At 66.8% G+C, this 18,772-nt stretch carries 18 protein-coding genes; 5 read left to right on the forward strand and 13 right to left on the reverse strand.

The genetic code is table 11. The features are described from left to right. Positions 1-97 precede the first annotated feature (97 nt). The 4 genes from QNJ67_00180 to QNJ67_00195 all read right to left on the reverse strand — a co-directional run bounded on the left by QNJ67_00180 (position 98) and on the right by QNJ67_00195 (position 4,086). Positions 98-847, reverse strand: a complete 750-nt coding sequence (locus QNJ67_00180; protein MDJ0607364.1) for a sulfite exporter TauE/SafE family protein — start codon at positions 845-847, stop codon at positions 98-100. A 93-nt stretch (positions 848-940) separates the two neighbouring features. Further along, entirely contained in the window at positions 941-2,434 is a 1,494-nt protein-coding gene (locus tag QNJ67_00185; GenBank protein MDJ0607365.1) for a tripartite tricarboxylate transporter permease, read from the reverse strand. Between the two features lie 24 nt (positions 2,435-2,458). Then, positions 2,459-2,989, reverse strand: a complete 531-nt coding sequence (locus tag QNJ67_00190; GenBank protein MDJ0607366.1) for a tripartite tricarboxylate transporter TctB family protein — start codon at positions 2,987-2,989, stop codon at positions 2,459-2,461. 80 nt (positions 2,990-3,069) lie between these two features. Next, on the reverse strand, positions 3,070-4,086 hold the full coding sequence (locus tag QNJ67_00195; GenBank protein MDJ0607367.1) for a tripartite tricarboxylate transporter substrate binding protein: 1,017 nt from the start codon (positions 4,084-4,086) through the stop codon (positions 3,070-3,072). Positions 4,087-4,412: 326 nt separating this feature from the next. Here QNJ67_00195 and QNJ67_00200 point away from each other — a divergent pair, with 326 nt between their 5' ends. Continuing rightward, positions 4,413-5,165 (forward strand): AzlC family ABC transporter permease, encoded by a 753-nt coding sequence (locus QNJ67_00200; GenBank protein MDJ0607368.1) that lies wholly within the window; start codon positions 4,413-4,415, stop codon positions 5,163-5,165. Continuing rightward, positions 5,162-5,515: an AzlD domain-containing protein gene (locus QNJ67_00205; protein ID MDJ0607369.1), complete on the forward strand. Its 354-nt coding sequence runs from the start codon at positions 5,162-5,164 to the stop codon at positions 5,513-5,515. Before QNJ67_00200 ends, QNJ67_00205 begins: the two co-directional genes overlap by 4 nt. A gap of 35 nt (positions 5,516-5,550) precedes the next feature. Here QNJ67_00205 and QNJ67_00210 read toward each other — a convergent pair whose 3' ends face one another. Beyond that, positions 5,551-5,742 (reverse strand): hypothetical protein, encoded by a 192-nt coding sequence (locus QNJ67_00210; protein ID MDJ0607370.1) that lies wholly within the window; start codon positions 5,740-5,742, stop codon positions 5,551-5,553. Between the two features lie 211 nt (positions 5,743-5,953). On the opposite strand from QNJ67_00210, the gene QNJ67_00215 reads away from it, so the two are divergent. Beyond that, positions 5,954-6,769 (forward strand): LOG family protein, encoded by an 816-nt coding sequence (locus QNJ67_00215; GenBank protein ID MDJ0607371.1) that lies wholly within the window; start codon positions 5,954-5,956, stop codon positions 6,767-6,769. Between the two features lie 13 nt (positions 6,770-6,782). Here the strand turns inward: QNJ67_00215 and QNJ67_00220 are convergent, their stop codons facing one another. After that, positions 6,783-7,403 (reverse strand): LysE family translocator, encoded by a 621-nt coding sequence (locus QNJ67_00220; GenBank protein ID MDJ0607372.1) that lies wholly within the window; start codon positions 7,401-7,403, stop codon positions 6,783-6,785. 330 nt (positions 7,404-7,733) lie between these two features. Here QNJ67_00220 and QNJ67_00225 point away from each other — a divergent pair, with 330 nt between their 5' ends. Continuing rightward, positions 7,734-9,338 carry a PAS-domain containing protein gene (locus tag QNJ67_00225; protein ID MDJ0607373.1) on the forward strand — a complete coding sequence of 535 codons (1,605 nt, stop codon included), beginning with the start codon at positions 7,734-7,736 and terminating at the stop codon, positions 9,336-9,338. Between the two features lie 21 nt (positions 9,339-9,359). On the opposite strand, the gene QNJ67_00230 is transcribed toward QNJ67_00225, so the two are convergent. The 6 genes from QNJ67_00230 to QNJ67_00255 all read right to left on the reverse strand — a co-directional run bounded on the left by QNJ67_00230 (position 9,360) and on the right by QNJ67_00255 (position 15,962). Beyond that, a complete protein-coding gene (locus QNJ67_00230) occupies positions 9,360-10,412 on the reverse strand; it encodes a DUF4340 domain-containing protein (protein ID MDJ0607374.1) in 1,053 nt (350 codons plus the stop codon). 30 nt (positions 10,413-10,442) lie between these two features. Continuing rightward, entirely contained in the window at positions 10,443-12,344 is a 1,902-nt protein-coding gene (locus tag QNJ67_00235; protein MDJ0607375.1) for a Gldg family protein, read from the reverse strand. Between the two features lie 5 nt (positions 12,345-12,349). Further along, positions 12,350-13,084, reverse strand: coding sequence for an ABC transporter permease subunit (locus QNJ67_00240; GenBank protein MDJ0607376.1), 735 nt, complete (start codon positions 13,082-13,084; stop codon positions 12,350-12,352). Positions 13,085-13,097: 13 nt separating this feature from the next. Next, complete coding sequence (locus tag QNJ67_00245) at positions 13,098-14,042, reverse strand: ABC transporter ATP-binding protein (GenBank protein MDJ0607377.1); 945 nt, start codon at positions 14,040-14,042, stop codon at positions 13,098-13,100. Between the two features lie 276 nt (positions 14,043-14,318). Continuing rightward, a complete protein-coding gene (locus tag QNJ67_00250) occupies positions 14,319-15,059 on the reverse strand; it encodes a sulfite exporter TauE/SafE family protein (protein MDJ0607378.1) in 741 nt (246 codons plus the stop codon). Positions 15,060-15,089: 30 nt separating this feature from the next. Continuing rightward, positions 15,090-15,962 (reverse strand): LysR substrate-binding domain-containing protein, encoded by an 873-nt coding sequence (locus QNJ67_00255; protein ID MDJ0607379.1) that lies wholly within the window; start codon positions 15,960-15,962, stop codon positions 15,090-15,092. Between the two features lie 105 nt (positions 15,963-16,067). On the opposite strand from QNJ67_00255, the gene QNJ67_00260 reads away from it, so the two are divergent. Then, positions 16,068-17,231, forward strand: coding sequence for a 2-aminoethylphosphonate--pyruvate transaminase (locus QNJ67_00260; protein MDJ0607380.1), 1,164 nt, complete (start codon positions 16,068-16,070; stop codon positions 17,229-17,231). A 119-nt stretch (positions 17,232-17,350) separates the two neighbouring features. Here the strand turns inward: QNJ67_00260 and QNJ67_00265 are convergent, their stop codons facing one another. Next, positions 17,351-18,772, reverse strand: coding sequence for a deoxyribodipyrimidine photo-lyase (locus QNJ67_00265; protein MDJ0607381.1), 1,422 nt, complete (start codon positions 18,770-18,772; stop codon positions 17,351-17,353).

The raw sequence follows: 18,772 nt of genomic DNA on the forward strand, positions 1-18,772 counted from the left end.
TTGTGGCCAAACAAGGGCCGAAACGAGGTGGGTTTGCAACGCAGGATCGGTCCGGAAGGGTAAAGGAAACGCATAGGTTGGCATGAATTTCACCGTTTTAGAACAGAGCGCGTCGAAGCAGGTTGAGGCCGAGCAGGAAGATCGCAACCAAGAGTACCTTGCGAAAAACCTCCTGATTGACCCGCCGGCGCAGCAAGAGGCCGAGCCAGATCCCGCCGAAGGCGGGCACCGTAGCCAGGGCGGAAAGCGGTGCGGTCGTGGCGTTCAGGAAGCCGTTCTGGATGTAGCCGAAGACGAGCGGTATCGAGGCGACGAACCAGACCAGGCCTGTCGCGCGGATGAAGGCCTCTTTGTCGAGCCGCAGGAGAACGAAATACATCATCATCGGCGGTCCCCATATCGTCGAGATGCCGCCCAGAAAGCCGCCGAGAGCTCCCGCCACCGGTCCGAGCACGCGTCCGGTCCGCTCGGAGACGACGAGGTGGGGCGTGAACAGGCTGGTCGTGGTGAAGACCATCATGGCGACGCCGATCAGGCCGTAGAGCGCCTCGGCATCGAACCCGGCTGCGAGGCGGGCGCTCCACCACAGCGTCACCAGCAGGAACAGGATCATAGGCCAGAAGCGTCGCAGCGGTTCGAGCACCCGGCCGGCGTGGACCGCCTGCCACAGGTTGGTCGCGAGGATCGGGAAGCAGAGCAGGGGCAGGCTGAGCGACGGCTCCAGGAACTGAGACATGAGCGCGAGCGCGACAGCGGGCAGGCCGATGCCCACCATGCCCTTGACCGCGCCGCCCAGGACCATTGCGGAGACGACGATGCCAAGGGCGAGGGGATCGATCTCAGGCATGCACAGGCCGGTCCGCGTTCTCCTGCACCCCGCCCAGCTCTCTCCGCCTCGCCGCGATCCGGGCGCCGCTGCCGTCTCGGCCAGCGGCTCCGGTCAGAGCTCGACCGAGCGGCGCTTTCCCGACAGCGCGCGATAGACGTTGGCTAAAATGGTCAGGACGCTCGCCGTCAGCAGGACGGCGACGATCGGACGGCTGCCGAACTCGACGAAGTCGTAGCTGACCAACTGCATGGCCTGGGCGAAGTTCTGCTCGCCGAGCTTGCCCAGGATCAGGCCGAGAACGATTCCCGGAATCGAGTAGCCGGTGCGGCGCAGGAAGAAGGCGAGTATGCCGGCCGCGAACATGACGCCGATGTCCATCACTAGGTTGCGCACGGCGTAGGCGCCGACCGTGGCCAGCAGGAGGATCGCCGGCGCGAGGAATTCGAAGGGGATCCGCAGCAGGTGCAGCACCGTCTTGGTCTCGAAGACGCCGAGCACCAGGATGGCGATGTTGGCGAAGAACATGGCCGCGAAGACGACCCACACCAGATCCGCCGTGTTGATGAAGACCAGTGGGCCCGGCTCGATGTCGTGCATCTGGAAGACGCCGACCATCATGGCGGTCAGGGCGCCGCCCGGTAGGCCGAGCGCCAGGAGCGGGATCATGGCGGCGCCGGTCGCGGCGTTGTTTGCGGTCTCCGATGCTACCACCCCCTCCAGTTCGCCCTTGCCGAAGTTCTCCTTGTTCTTGGACCAGCGCACCGCCTCGTTGTAACTGAGGAAAGCGGCGAGGGTCGCGCCGATGCCGGGCAGGATGCCGGAGAAGAAGCCGAGGACGACCGAGCGGGCGACGGCGAACCTGAGCCGCCAGAACTCGAGCCAGGATGGAAAGGAGGTCACGAACTTGGGCATGTCGTAGGCGCCGCGCACTCGGCGCTCGGCCTGCACCAGCACCTCGGCGACCGCGAAGAAGCCCAGGATGACGGGAATAAAGTGGAGACCGGCCAGGAGATAGACGAAATCGAAGGTGTAGCGCTCGATCCCCGCGACTGGATCGAGCCCGACGGTCGCCAGGAGCAGGCCGAGCAGAACCGAAAGCCAGCCCTTCCAAAGCGTCTGGGCGCCGACCGAGGAGGCGACCGCGATGCCGAAGAAGACCAGGGCGAAGATCTCCGGCGGTCCGAAGTAGCTGACCGCAATGTCTGCCAGCAGGGGAGTCGCCAGCATCATCAGGATCACCGAGCAGGTACCGCCCAGTGCGGAGCAGAGAACGGCGGCACCGATCGCCTTGCCCCCCAGGCCCTGCTTGGTCATGGGGTAGCCGTCGAACGCGGTCGGCGCGTTCTCTGGGGCGCCGGGGATGTTGAACAGGATGGCCGTGACCGCGCCGCCGTAGGTGCCCGAACAGTAGAGCACCGAGTAGAACATGATCGCGTCGGTCGCCTCGAGCAGGCCGGAGAAGGGCAGGAAGATCGCCGCCAGGGTCAGCATGGAAACGCCCGGGATGGCGCCGAACAGGAGGCCGCCGATCAGACCGGCGAAGAAGATACCGATGCTGAGCGGGCTGCTGACCAGGGTAAGCGCGCCGGCAAGGAACTGTTCCATGAGTGACCCTTGACCCCGCGTTTCCTAGAGGCCGCGCACGAGCACGACGAACCAGTTGCCGAAGTCGTAGAAGCCGGGCCAGTAGCCCGTCGGCAGCCCCACGTAGAGCAGGCGGGTGAAGATCAGGGTGATCACGGTAAAAATCCCGAGCGGAAAGAAGATCAGAGGTACCACCCGGCGTTCGCCGGTCAGGAAGAGGTAGCCCGCCAGGAAGAAGGGTGTCAGGAAGTAGAAGCCCATGCCCTGGAGCAGGGAGGCGTAGACCAGGGGCAACGCAAGCGTCAGCCCCATGCGCAGCACGAAGGCCGGACCTTGGTCGGCGAAGGAATCGAGGAAGCCGGGCCCCGTTCCGACCTCATTGCCCCGCAGGTCCTGGATGAACTGTCCGATCGCGGCGAGGAAGATGAACAGGATCAAGAGTCGGGGCCAGCCGTCCGCGCCGAAGCGGTACATCTCCACGTCGCGGTCGAACTCGAAGGTGTAGCGGTAGGCGATCCCGGCGACAGCCAACCAGATGGCGACCTCGAACCACTGGCCGAGGGTCAATCTACCCATGGAAACCCTTCCTTGAAGCCGGCTCCGGCGGGGTGCCCCGCCGGAGCCGCTGGACCGTCAGACATGACGGGGTCGAGGGCCTAGATCAGCCCCATCTCCTTGTAGGTTTTCCGGTAGATCTCCATGGTCTCGTTGATCAGCTGCCGAGCCCCTTCGGTGTCCCGGAAGCTCGGGATCAGATCCATGAACTTCTTCTTGTTGAAGGCCTGATAGCTCGGCGTATAGAAGCCCTTCTGGAAGGCCCACTGGAGCCACTTGACCCGCTCGGGCGGGGCGTTCTTGTGGACGTAGAAGCCGCGGAACCGCATCAGCGGCGTGAAGGTCAGCCCGACATCGGTCATCGAGGGGGTGTCCGGGAATGCCGGCGGACGTTCCTTAAGGAGCGTCAGGATCGGCTTGAAGTCGCCGCTCTCCAGGAAGCCGCGCACGTCGCCCGGCTGCTCGAACAGGGCGTCGACCTGACCCCCCTTGAGCGCGCCGTAGCGCGGCGCGCCCTTGTCGAAGCTGATCTGCTGCACCTTGAAGCCGAAGTGGTCGGCGATCCGGTTCATGTTGATCCGCTCCATCGAGCCTTCGCCCGAAACGTTGGCGATGGTCGACTTGCCGCCCTGGGCCTTGACGTAGGCCACGTAGGAGTTCCAGTCGGTGAAGCGCGTCTCGCTCTTCCGGATGTAGATCTGGCTGAAGGTGATCTGCGAGATGACCAGCGGGATCAGATCGTTGGCCGGGTGGACCTTGCTCTTGCCGATCGCGTAGGCGCTGGTCGCGTCGTCGATGTGCTCTAGCACCGTGTAGCCGTCGGCCGGCGCTGCCATGTAGGTCTTGAGGCCGACCATGCCCGAGCCGCCCGGCTTGTAATCGGGCGTGATGTCCTGCCCCGTGACGTCCTTGACGCCTTCGATCATGGCGCGGGACACTTGGCCCGAACCGCCGCCGGGACCGTAGGGCACGATCATGGTGAGCGGCCGCTCGGGAAAGCCGCCGGGCTTCTCCATCATCGCCGGCAGGTTGTCCTCGCTGGCCTGGGCAGGCATCGCCAACCCGAAACCGACGAGGGCCGCGGCGAGAACGCCGCCAACGCGAAGCTTCTGACGCATCACTATCCTTCTCCCTGTCGTTCCGTTTCTTTTGTCGGGCTGGCGTCTCGAACGCCGCCGATCTCTGTCTCACTCTGCACCAGCCGTCGCGGTGGCGCACCACCTTTGTGACGCGCCCCGGGCCTGGGCCCGCGTAGGAACCAAGAACCGGGACGAATTGTCAAATTTTTTGTCGGGCCGCGCCGGGGAGGCGACCGAGAGGCGGGGTGCCAGTGCCGCTGGCCGCTGGTCCCACCACTCCGCCCGACCTTGCAAGACGCCGAGAGCCTCTTAAGAATTCGTCGGGCGGGCCGCGCGGAACAGCGGCCTCCTCGCGTTCCGGGTCGGTGGAGGGGCAGGGCATTTCCGATCGAGCAAGCGACGACTCCGCCAGCGCGGTAGACACCGCGTCGGTCGTCCGCCGCGCCCTGAGCCAGGCGCTGGGCCTGCCATCCCTCGTCTTGCTGACCAGCATGATGGGGTTCGGCGCGTTGGCCCGCGAGAGCGGCTTCGGGTTCTGGATGGCCGTCGTGACCACAGCGGGCGTCTGGGGCCTGCCGGGACAGCTCGTGCTGGCCGAGCTCTACGCCGCCGGGGCCGAGACGGCGGCCGTGGTCATGGCCTCTTCGCTGGCCAATGCGCGGTTCCTGCCCATGGCGGTGGCTTTCCTGCCGATGATCCGGCGCGGACTGAAGCACCAGGCCTGGCTGTTCGGTCTGGTCCAGCTCATGTCGATCAACACCTGGGCCGCGGCGCTGCGCGAAGGGCCGGGGCTTTCCGGCCGGCACCGGCGGCTCTACTACATGCTGTTCGCCGCGATCTGCATCACGGCGGCGGTGATCGGCACGGCGATCGGCTATGAGACCGGCGATGTCTTGCCTAGGCCGGTGACGGTCGGCCTGGTCTATCTGAACCCGATCTTCTTCGCCCTGCTGTTCGCCGGCATGCGCGGACGGATGATCGCCTACGCGCTGGTCATCGGCGCGGTGACCGGTCCCCTGCTGCACCTCGTTTCGCCCGACTGGGGTGTGCTCGCCACCGGCCTCGTCGCGGGCACGGTGGCGTTCTTCGCCTTCAGGGCGACCAAGGGGAGGGCGTGAGCGTGGCGGGCGAGCTGGGCGCGTGGCCGGTCGTGCTGCTGGGCATCGCCGCGACCTTTTTCTGGCGCGCCCTCGGTGTCGTGTTCTCCGCACGCATCGATCCCGAAAGCGCTATTTTTCAATGGGTAAGCTGCGTTTCCTACGCCATGGTCTCGGGCTTGATCGCGCGCATGATCATCATGCCCATGGGCGTGCTGGCCGAGACACCCTTGTCCGACCGCCTCGCCGCAACGGCCTTCGCCTTCGCCGTGTTCTTCCTCTGGCGCAAACGGGTCCTGCCGGGCGTGCTCGGCGGCGTCGCGGCCTTCATCCTGCTGGCCCTGGCCCGCCAATCCGGATGGCTCGGGTGACCGGGCGCGACGGCGCCGCGGGGCGGTTCCTGACCTCAGAGACGGGAAATGCGATCGGGCTCCGCCCTCAGGGTCTCGCGGCAGAAGTCCAGGGCCTCGGTCTCGGCGTTGTCGGCGTCACTGTGCCTGTTGCCGATCTGAATGCGCGTGCCGTTCTCCCACAGGGACCACACGTGGTCGGTGCTGCCGTCGCGATTGACCCAGCGTTCGATCATGATCTCGATCATGTCGCCTATCCCGACAAGAACGCCAGAGGCTATCACGATTGGCGCCTTGTGAGGAGTCTATGCAAGTAAAGGTTGTGGTCAGGATTATGTAACCCTTGTATGGTTAACTCCACTTGGCCATTGGGCGATCCGCATCCACACCCACTGTGCGGGAACGATCCTCTGGCACGTCCCCGTCCCCTTTGTCGATCAGCTTTCGAGTGGTTGAAGCATGAGCGGAGATAACGAGCGTCCGGCCAAGAGCTTCGCGAGCAACGCGTTCCTCGACTCGCCCGATGCCCGGCCGTTGCGGATCCTGGGCGAATACTTGGAACCGCGCAGCCGTTTCGAGCGCTACAAGATCGACGATACCATCGTGTTCTTCGGCTCGTCGCGGATCATTTCGAAGGAGCAGGCGGAGGCCGAGCTGGAAACGGCCCGCGCCGGTGGCGGCGACACCGCGCGTGCGGAGAAGCGGCTGGCGCTTTCGGCCTACTACGAGGCGACCCGCGAGCTTTCCCGTCGCCTGACCGAGTGGTCCAAGGCGCTGGACGAGACCGAGCGGCGCTTCGTGGTCTGCAGCGGCGGCGGTCCCGGCATCATGGAGGCGGCCAATCGCGGCGCCTCGGAAGCCAAGGGCATTAACATGGGCCTCGGCATCGCCTTGCCCCTGGAGGAGCCGGAGAACCACTACATAACCCGCGAACTCGCCCTGAACTTCCACTACTTCTTCATGCGCAAGTTCTGGTTCGCCTATCTGGCCAAGGCCGTCGTCGTCATGCCCGGCGGCTTCGGAACCCTCGACGAGCTCTTCGAGCTGCTGACGCTGGTGCAGACCAGGAAGATCCGCAAGCACATGCCGATCATCCTGTTCGGCGAACGCTACTGGTCCGAGGTCGTAGATTTCGACGCCTTGGCAGACCACGGGACGATCGACGTCCGCGATATCGATCTCATGTTCCGTACGGATTCTATCGACCAAGCCTATGATTTCATTACCGACCAACTGAGTCGTTACGGGCTCGAGAGTCCCGGCGCCACGCTCTGAGCCGTCGCCCCGCTCAGCCACGGCGCGCCAGGGCCAGTCCGACGCCAGCCCCGAGAATCAGCGATCCCGTGATCCGGTTGCGCCAGCGCGCCCGGCTCGCGCCGCGGAACCAGCGGGCGGCTTGGCCCGCCGGGATCAGCCAGAGACCGGTGAAGACGAAGGCGATGGCGACAAAGGTCACACTCAGGACCGGCAGCTGAACAGACAGCGGAACCGCCGGGTCGATGAACTGGGGAAAGAAGGCCGCGAGAAAGATCATGCTCTTGGGGTTCATGACGGTGATCACCAACCCCTGGAGAAAGCGGGACCGGGGCGAGCTCCCGGACCCGTTCGGCAGGTCCGGCGCGGTCGGATCGGCGCGCCACTGCTGGATTCCCAGATAGACGAGATAGGCGACGCCGGCCCAGCGCAGGATCTCGAACCACTCGGTCATGAAAATCATGAAGGAGGTCATGCCGACCAGCGTTATCGCGAGCTGAAGCGAGATGCCGCTGACGATGCCAATCAGCGTAATCAGGCCCCCACGCGGACCGAAGGCCATGCCGTGCGCGACCGTCAGCATGACACTCGGCCCGGGCAGCATGATCATGACGGCGGTGGCGGCGACGAAAGCGAAATAGAGCTCGGGGTTCATGCCTGTCTCTCCGGGAGCATCGGGCGGGCGACCCGCCAAGCAAGCCTCGAAGCACGCGCGCCGCGCAAGTTAAATCGCGGGCGGATCCTGGCTCCCCATTCGATCACGGGCTTCGCAACCAAAATTAGTATTAATAGAATAGTTATATCTCATTAGCTCTCATTAACGGTTCGCTGCCTAAGATCGAAATCTTATACGTCGTCGACTGGGATAAGTGGTCTCGGTTCCGTGGTTTGCCGCAAGCGCGGGGATCGCACCGCCGAGGATCGGGCAGAGATCGGATATTGCTCTGTGCCAATGGCTTCGAGCGAGGATAGCCGCATTTGCGAGATGGTTTTCGGGGCGCTGGACGCCCTGCGGACCGGCATCGCCCTGTTCGATACCGAAGATCGCCTGATCTATTGCAACGAACATTTCCGCTACGTCTACCGGAGTTTCGAGACCGTCGAGCAGCTGGTCGGCATGACCTATGGCGAGATCCTCGAGATGATCGTCGAGGGTGGCGAGATCGCGGGCGAGGAGGTCATCAAGGATCCGGAGGCCTGGATCGAGCGGCGCATGGCGCGGCGCTTCGAGATGCCGCCGCGCCCGACCATCGAGCGGCTGACCGACGGCCGCTGGATCGAGGTCAAGGACCGGCCGGTCAAGGGGCTCGGGCTGATCTCCCTCTGGCAGGATGTCACCGACCTCAAGCAGTCCGACCTTCGGCTGCGGGACTTTCTCGACGGCGCGGCCGACGGGCTCGCGCTCTGGAACCAGCAGGACCAGCTCTATCTAGGTAACCAGCTGTTCTTCGATCTCTTTCCCGAGCAGAACCGGCCTGAGATCGGCACCACGTTCCACGACACCGCGGCGGTCCTGGCCAAATCGGCCATGGACGGAGACGACGTGGCGGTCGGCTATATGCTCGACAACTGGGGCGAGCAGCACGTCCGGCCGGTTGGCAGCTACGTTTTCCAGCTTCAGGACGGCCGTTGGATGATGTCGCGCGAGCGGCGGATCCGGGACGGGGGCACGGCCACCGTGTTCACCGACATCACCGATCTGAAGAACAGGGAGCAGGCGCTGATCCTGCGCGGCGCCACCCTGGAGGAGACCATCAACGAGCTTGAAATGGTGCAGCACAAGCTCGAGCAGCAGGCGGTCGACGCCGTCGGCATGGCCGAGGCGCTGAGCCTGGCCAATGACGAGGTCGAGCACGCCAACAGGGCCAAGGCGAACTTCCTACGCAACATCAGCCACGAACTGAGAACGCCGCTGCATACCATCATCGGCTTCGCCGAATTGCTTCAGAAGCCTCCCGCCGGCGACTGGGACGGCCACGCCGAGTACGCGCGGGACATTCTGAACAGCGGGCATCACCTGCTGCGCCTGGTGAACCGGCTTCTCGATCTCTCGCGGATCGACGCGGGACGCTACGAACTGACCTTCAGTTTCGACGATCTCCATCTGATCGTGAGGGATACCCTCCGGCTCGTCCGGGGCTCCGCCCAGGAGGCGGAGGTGGTGCTGATCGACGAGACCGACGACGACCTGCCGGCGGTCATGCTCGACGAGCAGGCGATCCGCCAGGTGCTGATCAACCTGCTTTCCAACGCCATCAAGTACACGCCGGCCGGAGGCACCGTCTGGGTTCGCTCGCGGCGGCTCGACGACGGCGTCGAGGTCTCGATCAAGGACAACGGCGTCGGGATCCCGGCCGAGGTTCTGCCCCGGCTCATGCGGCCGTTCGAGCGCTACGAATCGAATCCCTACGGCAAGCGCGAAGGGACCGGCCTGGGTCTGGCGATCAGCCGCGGTCTCGCGGAACTCCACGGCGGCACGCTGTCGATCGAGAGCGAGATCGGGCAGGGCACCCGGGCCATGCTTAGGCTGCCCCTGTCCCAAGCAGGCGACGACAGCGTTTCCGAGCCGCCATCCCGCGCCGCCTCCTGATCCGGACGGCCTCTTGGCCGGTCAGGAGGTGCCGTCCTCCTCCAGGAGCTCTTCCAACGGCAGAGTCAGCCGCTCGACGATGAAGCCGTCGATCAGGTAGACCCACGCGCCGACGCGGGCGTTGATCTCCGCCGCCTCGGCCGCCGGATCGGCCGACCCGTCGTCCGATGCCGTGGCGCCGGTCGCACGGGCCTCGAAGGCGGCCCAGGTGTCGTCGCCGTCCTTGAACAGCCGCGCGGTCACTTCGAGCCCCTGCTCGGTGGTCAGGCGCGCCAGCGGATAGGTCTCCGGCGTGTTGAAGGTCGCCTTGGGACGGACGTCGTTGAGCTCGACGAAGGCCAGGCCCGAGGTCAGCCGGCTCAGAGCGCTGCTCTTCGGCTGCCTGCCCTCGGGCAGCGGCTCGAGGATCAGGTCGGCGCTCTCGGGGTCGCGGCGCACCGTGTAGCCTTCGCCGTCCTCGGGCTGGATCTCGATGGTCGCGACCGTGTCGTTGGCGATGTTCACGATCTGGGGGGCGAGCCACTCGATGGTGTCTTCCGGCAGCGCGGGCCCGCCGGCGGCCAGCCAGGCGTGATCGTCGCCCGGCCGGCGCAGGTAGGTGCCCTTGTCCCGCCCGCCCGTGAAGCGCTCCGCCACGCGCCCGAACAGGGCCTCGGCGAGCAGGGTGCCGTCTTCCGCCGCGACCGTGACCTGGCGGGACTGGGCGTCCTCGCTGTCCGGGTCCTCGACCTCCAGGCGCTTAAAACCCTCGGCCCGCGCGGTCTTGCGTTCGACCAGTTGCATGTCGGCCATGGCCACAAGGAGCGCTCTGAGCTTTGCCGGATCGGCGGGGTAGCCGTCCTTCTCCTGCGTGGCCCAGACGCCGTCCGCCGACCGTTCCATGGTGACCGCGAGCCCGCCCTGGCGGATCGTGATCCTCGCCGCGGCATCCGGATCGGCGCGCAGCGTCGGGAAGGCGGGTTCGTTGACCAGGGAGACGGTCGCCGGGTTGGGCTGCGACAGGGTCACGGCGACCGCCGCGACCAGCGTCGCCGTTGTCGCCGCGAGCCAGCCGAGGAAGACCTTCGGGCTCATGGACGGGGTTCTCCTGCGGATCCGCAATCGTCACTGCGCATGATGAACCGACTCCTCGAAACGGAAGGCGCGGCGGCGGCGCAGATAGGCGAGAACGCAGGCGACCAGACCGACCAGCAGCGGCACGGCCCAGATGTTGAGGGCGCGCAGCAGCGACTGCAGCCGCTCGACGTCCTGGCGCAATGCGAGCTGCACGTCGCGCAGCTCGCGCCTCATGAGAATCATCTCGTCCCGGAAGTCGTCGATCGTGGCCTGCTGCTCGGCGCTCAGGATGATGCCCGCCTCCTGCTCCTGCCGCTGCAGTTCCTGCATCTTGTCCTGGGTCTCGGCGATCTTGGTGAGCAGGTCCTGCTCCTTGCTCCGGAAGCGCTCTTCCGCCTGGCGCGCCATCACCTCGAGCACGACGAAGGGGCGCAGCGGCAGCCCGCGGCCGCGCAACTCGATCAGGCCGCGGCTGCCGCTGAGATTGTCCAGGGCGTTGATCGTGAAGTCGCCGTTGTTGGCAATCGGCACGGAGAAGCTCTGGCCGAGCAGGTTGCCGCTCTGGATCCAGTTCTGATCGGCCAGGATGTCGGCATCGGCGACCACGATGGCGTTGAGCGGCGCCGCCGGCTCGGACAGGTGCGCTTCGCGGATCGCCTCGTCCGTCACCGACTCCGGCGGCCCGTCGGGAAAGGCGCTCTTGATCGGACCGGTCACCCGGGCGGCCAGGGTGAAGGGCCGGCCGGCGCCCTGGAACTCGTTCAGCAGGCCGACCGGGTCGGGCGCGAAGCGCACGCGGTCCGCGTCGATCTGCATGGCCAGCTCGCTGCTGCGGACCAGGGGTTCGACGGTGATCTCGGCGCCCTCGCGCTTGGCGATCGCGCCGCTGCTGCGCAGGTTGAGCTGGCGCAGGTTCCCGGTGACCACGTCCTCGGCGGCGAAATGGGTCTCGTTGAGGCCGAGCCAGGGCAGATAGTTGGTGACCACGTCCCGGCCCTGGTGCGGCGCCCGCACCTGAACCGAATTGCGCAGATCGCCGATCACCGTGTCGCCGTCGATCTCGATGCCCCAGGCCTCGAGCAGGGGGGCGACGGCGACCGCGTCGCTGGGCGCGGGCGGCTGGCCCATCCGGGACCGGTCCGTAGCCTCGGTGTAGGGGTCGATGAAGGCCATCACCCGGCCGCCCCTCATGATGAACTGGTCGACCGCGTAGATCGTTTTCTCGTCTAGGCTTCCCGGCTGCGCCAGCATCACCACCTGGACATCCTCGGCGATCGCGTCGATCGAGCCTTCGAGGGATCTCACCTCGAAGGACTCCTGCATGGAGTCGTGGATCGCCCAGGGCTGGAAACGGTTGAACTGGTCGCCGCGCAGCGGCAGGCCGCCGAGCACCGCGATGACCGGCTTCTCCGGACGGTTGAGGTCGTGGATCAGGCTGGTCAGGTCGTATTCCAGGAAATTGCGGCGCTCGGGCGCTAGGTAGGCGATCGCCTTGGTGTCGTCGGTGCTGTTGCGGCCGACCAGCCCCAGGAAGATCTGGGTGCCCTTGTCGTCGATCACGATCCCGCGGAGCCCGTCGGCCACGGCGAGATCCTCTTCCGGCGAGAAGGGTTCCGGGTCGTAGTGCTCGACCTGCATCATGCCGCCGGACAGCCGCCCATACTCGTCGAGCAGTTCGCCCACACGGTTGGCGTGGCTGGCGAAGGCCGGGCCCAGCTGGTCGATCTGCTTCGAGCGGTAGAAACGGATGCGGATCGGCTCCTCGAGCGTGCGCAGGATCTCTTTGGTTCCCGGGGTGACGGTGTAAAGGCCTTCCTCGGTCAGGTCGATGCGCGCTGTCTTGAGCAGGTTGGCGCTCAGGATGTTGACGCAGACGAAGAAAACCAGGGCGAGAACGATGGAGGCGAGGGCCAGACGGTTGCGGTCGACGGCGCCCAATCGTTGCAGCATGTCGCTCAGGCCCCCTTCTTGATCTCGACCAGTGCCGTGTTGATGAACAAGCCGACGCCGATCAGAGAGAGAAAGAAGACGATGTTGCGCAGATCGATGACGCCCTGGGAGATCGCCAGGAAATTGCTGAGAAAGCTGAGCCGGGCCACGGCGTCGATCAGTGTCTCCGGCGCCCACCCCCGGAATAGGGCCTGGACCAGATCGAGGCCGCTCATCATGAACAGGAAGCAGACCGTCACGGCCAGTACGAAGGCGATCACCTGGTTACTGGTCAGGGCCGACATGCAGGCGCTGATGGCGAGGAAGCCGCCGGCCATCAGCCAGCTGCCCAGATAGGCGCCGAGGATCACGCCGTTGTCCGGCTGGCCGAGGTAGTTCACGGTAATCCAGAGCGGAAAGGTGAGGGCGAGAGCGATGCCGGCGAAGATCCAGGCGGCCAGGAACTTGCCGACGACCGCCTGTCCGGTCGAGACCGGGAGCGTCATGAGGAACTCGATTGTGCCGGTCTTGCGCTCTTCGGCCCAGAGCCGCATGCCGAGCGCCGGCACCAGCACGAGATAGAGCCAGGGATGGAACTGGAAGAACGGCGACAGGTTGGCCTGGCCGCGATCGAGGAACGCGCCCAGGAAAAAGGTGAAGCCGCCGCTCATCGCCAGGAACACGACGATGAAGATGTAGGCCAGGGGCGACGAGAAGTAGGCGACCAGCTCGCGCCGGCAGATCAGGAAGAGATTGCGCATCGTCCCGGCGCTCCTAGGCCGTGGCCGTGAGTTGGCGGAACACCTCGTCGAGGCGCCCGCGCTCCAGGAAGATCTCCTCGACCTCCACGCCGGCCTCGGCCAGGGAGCCGTGGACCGGCGCCAGGATGTCCTGCCCGTTGCTGGGGTAGGCCAGGATCTCGGTCGAGGCGCCGTTCTCCCGCACGGTCTCGACCCGTGTCACGGCATCGAGTTTGCTGAGCAGTTCGGCGCCGCGCGCGGCATCGGCCGTCTTGAGCCTCAGCGCGACCGCCTTGTGCCGCGCGGAGCGGGCCTTCAGGGCCTCGGGCTCCGCGTCGGCCACGATCTTCCCGCCGGCGATGATGATGGCGCGGCTGCAAACCGCCTCGACCTCCTCGAGGATGTGGGTCGAGATGACGATGGCCTTGTCTCCGGCCATCTCGTTCAGCAGCCCTCGCACCTCGTGCTTCTGGTTCGGGTCGAGGCCGTCGGTCGGCTCGTCGAGGATGAGGATCTCGGGGTCGAGCAGGATGGCCTGGGCCAGGCCGACGCGCCGCTTGAAGCCCTTGGACAGGGTCTCGATCGGCCTCTCGAGGACCGTGCCGAGCTGCAGGCGATCGATCACCGTGTTGCGCCGCTCGGCCTTCCGGACGCCGGTCAGGCCGCGGACCTCGGCGACGAAATCGAGCAGGCTGGCCGGCGTCATGTCGCCGTAGGCTGGCGCGCCCTCGGGCAGATAGCCGATCCGGCGCTTGGCCTCGAGCGGATCGACGACGACGTCGTGACCGGCCACGAGTGCGGTGCCGGCGCTGGGGGCCAGGAAGCCGGTAATCATCTTCATGGTGGTCGACTTGCCGGCGCCGTTCGGCCCCAGGAAACCAAGAACCTCGCCCCGCTCAACAGTGAAGCTGACTTTGTCGACCGCGAGCACCGGCCCGAAGCGCTTGGTCAGGCCGCGGATCTCAAGCAGGTTTTCCATCGTCTGAGCGCTCCTCCGAACTAGCTCGAAAGAGAAGTCATGGTGGTGGCTTCGAAGGGCGATGTGATGCGATGAGTCATTCCCGGGAACCGCTCCGACACGCTAGCCTCGTTGTTCGTGGTCTCGTTATTCGCGGTCCACTCGCGCCGTTGGACCGCGTCGCGCCTCGCAACCCTGGGATCGGGACGGGCTTGCGTCGTCCGTCTTCTGATCGCGCTCGGATGTAGGCCAATCTCCCGGCGCTTTCAAGGGGAAAGGCGGCGGCCCCGCGGCCGGCTAATGCACGCCCTGCACCGCCAGGCCGAGCCCGAGAATCAGTAGCAGGACCAACACCAGATTGCGGAACATGGCCGGCGAGAGCCATTGGCCGAACAGGCGACCGGCCTTGATCCCGAGGTAGACCGGCAGGATCCCCAGCACCGAGGCGACCGCGGTCTCGAGCGTCATCAGCCCGACCTGGGTCAGGCCCGCGGCCATGATCAGGCTGGAGAAGGTGAAGGAGCAGTTGATCGCCTGGACGAAGCGGTTGGGGTCGAGCTTGAGGGCGAGGAGATAGGGCAGCACGGGCATCACCTGGGAGCCGGTGAGCCCGTTGACGGTGCCGGTCAGGAAACCCACCAGGGGTGCGAGCGGCCGCTCGAGCCGGGCCGGCAGGGCGAGGTGGGGATTGGCGAAGGCGAAGGCGACATAGGCCACGAGCACGAGCCCTAGGACCGCGGCCGCCTCGGCCTGCTCGATCCAGACCAGCAGCGTCAGCCCGATCACGAGGCCGGGAGCGGCGGCCACGAACAGCGGCCAGAAACGCCGGACCGTCTCGCGAAAATGTCCGGCCTGGATCATCACGATGACGTTGCTCGACAGCGAGGGCACGATCACCAGGGGCAAGGCGGTCTTGAGTCCGATCGTGGCGGCCAGGATCGGCAAGCAAGTGGTCATGAAGCCGAGGCCGGTCACGCCCTTCACGAAGGCTGCGAAGAAGAAAGCGCCCGCAACGACGAGCGCGAAGTCCAGGTCCATGCTTTCGCGAACCCCCTGCGCGGTCGGGTTTCAGACGACCGGAGCATTCTCTTTTAGCAGGTCGAAGAAGGCGCGCACCACCCGCAGGGGCCGCCGCTCTTCCAGGCAGGCTGCGTACTCGATCGCTTCCAGCGGGGCGTCGCGCAGCTCGAGCGGATGGAGCCGGCGGTCCGGGGCGAACTCGCTCTCGAAGACCGCGCCGACGCCGAGACCGGCCGCGACCGCCTCGCGCACGCCCTCGCGGCTGCCGATCTCGAGCACGGCGCCCGGTTCGATCGACATTTCCGCGAGCGCCGTCTCGAAGAGGGCGCGGGTGGTCGAGCCCGGCTCGCGCAGCACCAGCCGCTCGCCGGCGAGGTCCGCCAGGCGGATCGAGCGGCGCCGGGCCCAGGCGTGGCCCCGATCGACGAAGACCAGAAGCCGCTCGCGCCGGAAGGGCAGCGCAAAGAGCCGCTGGTCGACCCGCAGATTGGCCAGCACGGCGACCTCGGTGCGCCGGTCGAAGAGGTCCTGCAGGACCTTTTCCGAGTTACCGAAGCTGATGGAGAGCTCGATGCCCGGATGTCGGCGGTTGAAGGCGGCGAGCAGGGGCACGACGTGGTAGGGCGCGTCCGCCCCGACGCGGAGCTGACCCTGGGCCAGGCCACGCGCGGCCGAGAGCAGCTGCTCCGCGTCAGCCTCCAGATTGTGCAGGCGGCGCGTAATCTCCAGCAGGCTGCGCCCCAGCCCGGTCACGGCGATGCCCCGGCCGCGCCGCTCGAACAGCTGCACGCCGTAGGTCTCCTCCAGGGCCTTGACCTGGCCGGAGAGGGTCGGCTGGGTGACGTGGAGCCGCTCCGAGGCCTTGGTGAAGCTCCCGGCCGAGGCGACGGCATGAAAGGCGCGCAGCTGGCTCCAATTCATCGGCTTTACCTATACCTTATATCCAAAATATCGATTGGAATTATGTAAAGTCCCAAACCTAGTCTGGGCAACAGCAATCGACAGGATAACGAAGGCTCGAGACCCATGGCACGAGACCCCGCGGCGACCCCGACCGGCGACCCCTGGCTCCTGACGCCGGGGCCCCTGACCACCTCTCCCGAAGTGAAGGCGGCCATGCTGCACGACCTCGGTTCCCGCGATACCCACTTCATCGCCGTCAACCGCCGCGTCCGGGAACGGCTGTTGACTGCGGCCGGCGCGGCCGGCGACCACGTCTGCGTGCCCCTGCAGGGCAGCGGCACCTTCGCGGTCGAGGCCATGCTCGGCTGCTTCGTGCCGCGGGACGGCAAGGTCCTGATCCTGATCAACGGCGCCTACGGCGCGCGCATGGCCAAGATCTGCGGCGTGCTGGGCCGGTCCTTCGTCACCCAGGAGGTGCCCGAGGACACGCCGACCGATCTCGAGGCGCTCGACCGGGCGCTCGCGGCCGACGGCGCGATCGGCCACGTGGCGGCGGTGCACTGCGAGACCACCTCGGGGATCCTCAACCCGCTGCACGAGATCGCCGAGGTCGTGGCCCGCCACGGCCGGCGCCTCCTGATCGATTCCATGAGCGCCTTCGGCGCGCTGCCGCTCGACGCCGGCAGCCTGGCCTTCGACGCGGTCGTCGCCTCCTCCAACAAGTGCCTGGAAGGCGTGCCGGGCCTCGGCTTCTGTATCGCCCGGCGCGAAGCCCTGGAAAGCACCGAGGGCAACGCACCTTCGCTCAGCCTCGACCTGCACGACCAGTGGCGCGCCATGGAGCGCAACGGCCAGTGGCGCTTCACGCCGCCGACCCACGCGATCCTGGCCTTCGACAGGGCCTTGGAGGAGTTCGAGGCCGAGGGCGGCGTCGAGGGTCGGGGCGGGCGCTACCGCGAGAACTGCCGGACCCTGGTCGCGGGCATGCGGGCGCTGGGCTTCAAGACGCTGCTGCCGGACCGCCTGCAGGCGCCGATCATCGTCACCTTCCACATGCCGGCCGATCCGCGCTTCGACTTCGCGGTGTTCTACGAGAGCCTGCGCCGGCGCGGCTATGTCATCTATCCGGGCAAGCTGACCGTCGCCGACAGCTTCCGCATGGGCTGCATCGGGCGGCTCGGCAAGACCGAGATCGAGGGCGCGCTCGCCGCGGTGCGCGAGAGCCTGGCCGAGATGGGCGTCACCAACTGCACGCCGGGCGCCGCCTCCAGAGCGGATCATGTTTAGATGGAACCACTTCGTGGTTTCCAACTAAACATGTGAATCCGCTCTATTTCAGAGGTTTAGAGCAGATTCACCGGGTTGGATGGATCGCCTCCGGCGATTCAGTCAAACCCGGATCTGCTCTAGCGGCCCTTGATCGTCTCCAGCGCGGCGAGCGCCCGCTTGCGGGCCGCCGCGTGGTCGACCATGGGCCGGGGATAGCTCCGGCCAAGGCTGACAGAGGCATCCGCCAGGACATCGCCCGGCGCCTCCCAGGGGCAGTGGATGTGGGCGTCGGGCAGGGCGGCCAGCTCGGGAAGCCAGCGGCGGATATAGGCGCCCTCGGGATCGAACTTCTCGCCCTGGCGCACCGGATTGAAGATGCGGAAGTAGGGCGCGGCGTCGGCACCCGAGCCGGCAACCCACTGCCAGGACGCGCTGTTGTTCGCCATGTCGGCATCGACCAGGGTGTCCCAAAACCAGGCCTCGCCGCGTTTCCAGTGCACCAGCAGGTCCTTGATCAGGAAGGACGCGGTGATCATGCGGACCCGGTTGTGCATCCAGCCGGTCGCGTAGAGCTCGCGCATCCCGGCGTCGACGATCGGATAGCCGGTCTCGCCGCGGCACCAGGCCCGGTAACCGGGCTCGTCGTCGATCCAGGGGAAATCCTCGAAGCTCTCCTTCCAGGAGCGCTCCGGCAGGGTCGGCCAGTGGTAGAGCAGGTGTGTCGAGAACTCCCGCCAGGCCAGCTGGCGCAGGAAGGGCTCTGCGCGATCGGCGTCGTGCCGCGCGGCCACGGCGCGCCAGACTTGGGCCGGGCCGATCTCGCCCCAGTGCAGGTGGGGCGAGAGGCGCGAGGTGCCGCTCCAGTCGGGCCGGTCGCGCTCGGCGCCGTAGGATCCGGTCCGCTCCAGGAACCGCTCTAGCCGCGCCTGCGCGCCCTCTTCGCCGGGACGCCAGGTCTCGGCCAGGCCGCCGCTCCAGTCGGGTGCGGTCGGCAGCAGGCCCCAGGACTCCAAGGGGTCGCTCTCGCTATCCAGGCCGGCGACCGTCTCGGGCGCAGGCCGGGCGGGCGGCAGGGAGAGCGTGGCGTGCAGGGTCCGCCAGAAGGGCGTGTAGACCTTGAAAGGGCCGCCGCTCTTGGTCTCGATGGTCCAGGGCTCTCTCAAGCTGCCGCCGTTGAAGCTGCGCGCCTCGATCCCGCGGGCCTTGAGGTCGCTCTTGATGCCGCCGTCGCGGTCGCGGGTGTGGGGCTCGTAGCAGCGGTTCCAGAACACGGCGCCGGCCTCGTGGCCCGCGGCCAGTTCCGAGACGATCCGGGCCGCCGGTCCGCGGCGCAGGATCAGGGCCGCGCCGCGCGCCCGTAGCCCGGCGTCGAGCGCGGCCAGGCTGTGGTGCAGCCACCAGCGCGCCGCACCGCCCAAAGGCCGGGCGTTCGGCGATTCCTCGTCGAGGATGTAGAGCGGAAGGATCGGCGCGCCGCGCTCGACGGCGGCGGCCAGGGCGGGGTTGTCGGTCAGGCGGAGGTCCTGCCGAAACCAGAGGATCGTTGGCGATGAGGTCAT

It is taken from the genome of Kiloniellales bacterium (genome assembly GCA_030064845.1).
In the GTDB taxonomy this organism is placed as follows: Bacteria; Pseudomonadota; Alphaproteobacteria; order Kiloniellales; family JAKSDN01; genus JASJEC01.

What these genes read in the sequence shown, in the direction of transcription:
- QNJ67_00225 (MDJ0607373.1), top strand. Translation starts at nt 7,734, where the DNA reads ATGGTTTTCGGGGCGCTGGACGCCCTGCGGACCGGCATCGCCCTGTTC.
- QNJ67_00220 (MDJ0607372.1), bottom strand. Translation starts at nt 7,403, where the DNA reads ATGAACCCCGAGCTCTATTTCGCTTTCGTCGCCGCCACCGCCGTCATG.
- QNJ67_00185 (MDJ0607365.1), bottom strand. Translation starts at nt 2,434, where the DNA reads ATGGAACAGTTCCTTGCCGGCGCGCTTACCCTGGTCAGCAGCCCGCTC.
- QNJ67_00235 (MDJ0607375.1), bottom strand. Translation starts at nt 12,344, where the DNA reads ATGCTGCAACGATTGGGCGCCGTCGACCGCAACCGTCTGGCCCTCGCC.
- QNJ67_00180 (MDJ0607364.1), bottom strand. Translation starts at nt 847, where the DNA reads ATGCCTGAGATCGATCCCCTCGCCCTTGGCATCGTCGTCTCCGCAATG.
- QNJ67_00240 (MDJ0607376.1), bottom strand. Translation starts at nt 13,084, where the DNA reads ATGCGCAATCTCTTCCTGATCTGCCGGCGCGAGCTGGTCGCCTACTTC.
- QNJ67_00260 (MDJ0607380.1), top strand. Translation starts at nt 16,068, where the DNA reads ATGGCACGAGACCCCGCGGCGACCCCGACCGGCGACCCCTGGCTCCTG.
- QNJ67_00195 (MDJ0607367.1), bottom strand. Translation starts at nt 4,086, where the DNA reads ATGCGTCAGAAGCTTCGCGTTGGCGGCGTTCTCGCCGCGGCCCTCGTC.
- QNJ67_00265 (MDJ0607381.1), bottom strand. Translation starts at nt 18,772, where the DNA reads ATGACCTCATCGCCAACGATCCTCTGGTTTCGGCAGGACCTCCGCCTG.
- QNJ67_00245 (MDJ0607377.1), bottom strand. Translation starts at nt 14,042, where the DNA reads ATGGAAAACCTGCTTGAGATCCGCGGCCTGACCAAGCGCTTCGGGCCG.
- QNJ67_00210 (MDJ0607370.1), bottom strand. Translation starts at nt 5,742, where the DNA reads ATGATCGAGATCATGATCGAACGCTGGGTCAATCGCGACGGCAGCACC.
- QNJ67_00215 (MDJ0607371.1), top strand. Translation starts at nt 5,954, where the DNA reads ATGAGCGGAGATAACGAGCGTCCGGCCAAGAGCTTCGCGAGCAACGCG.
- QNJ67_00255 (MDJ0607379.1), bottom strand. Translation starts at nt 15,962, where the DNA reads ATGAATTGGAGCCAGCTGCGCGCCTTTCATGCCGTCGCCTCGGCCGGG.
- QNJ67_00230 (MDJ0607374.1), bottom strand. Translation starts at nt 10,412, where the DNA reads ATGAGCCCGAAGGTCTTCCTCGGCTGGCTCGCGGCGACAACGGCGACG.
- QNJ67_00190 (MDJ0607366.1), bottom strand. Translation starts at nt 2,989, where the DNA reads ATGGGTAGATTGACCCTCGGCCAGTGGTTCGAGGTCGCCATCTGGTTG.
- QNJ67_00250 (MDJ0607378.1), bottom strand. Translation starts at nt 15,059, where the DNA reads ATGGACCTGGACTTCGCGCTCGTCGTTGCGGGCGCTTTCTTCTTCGCA.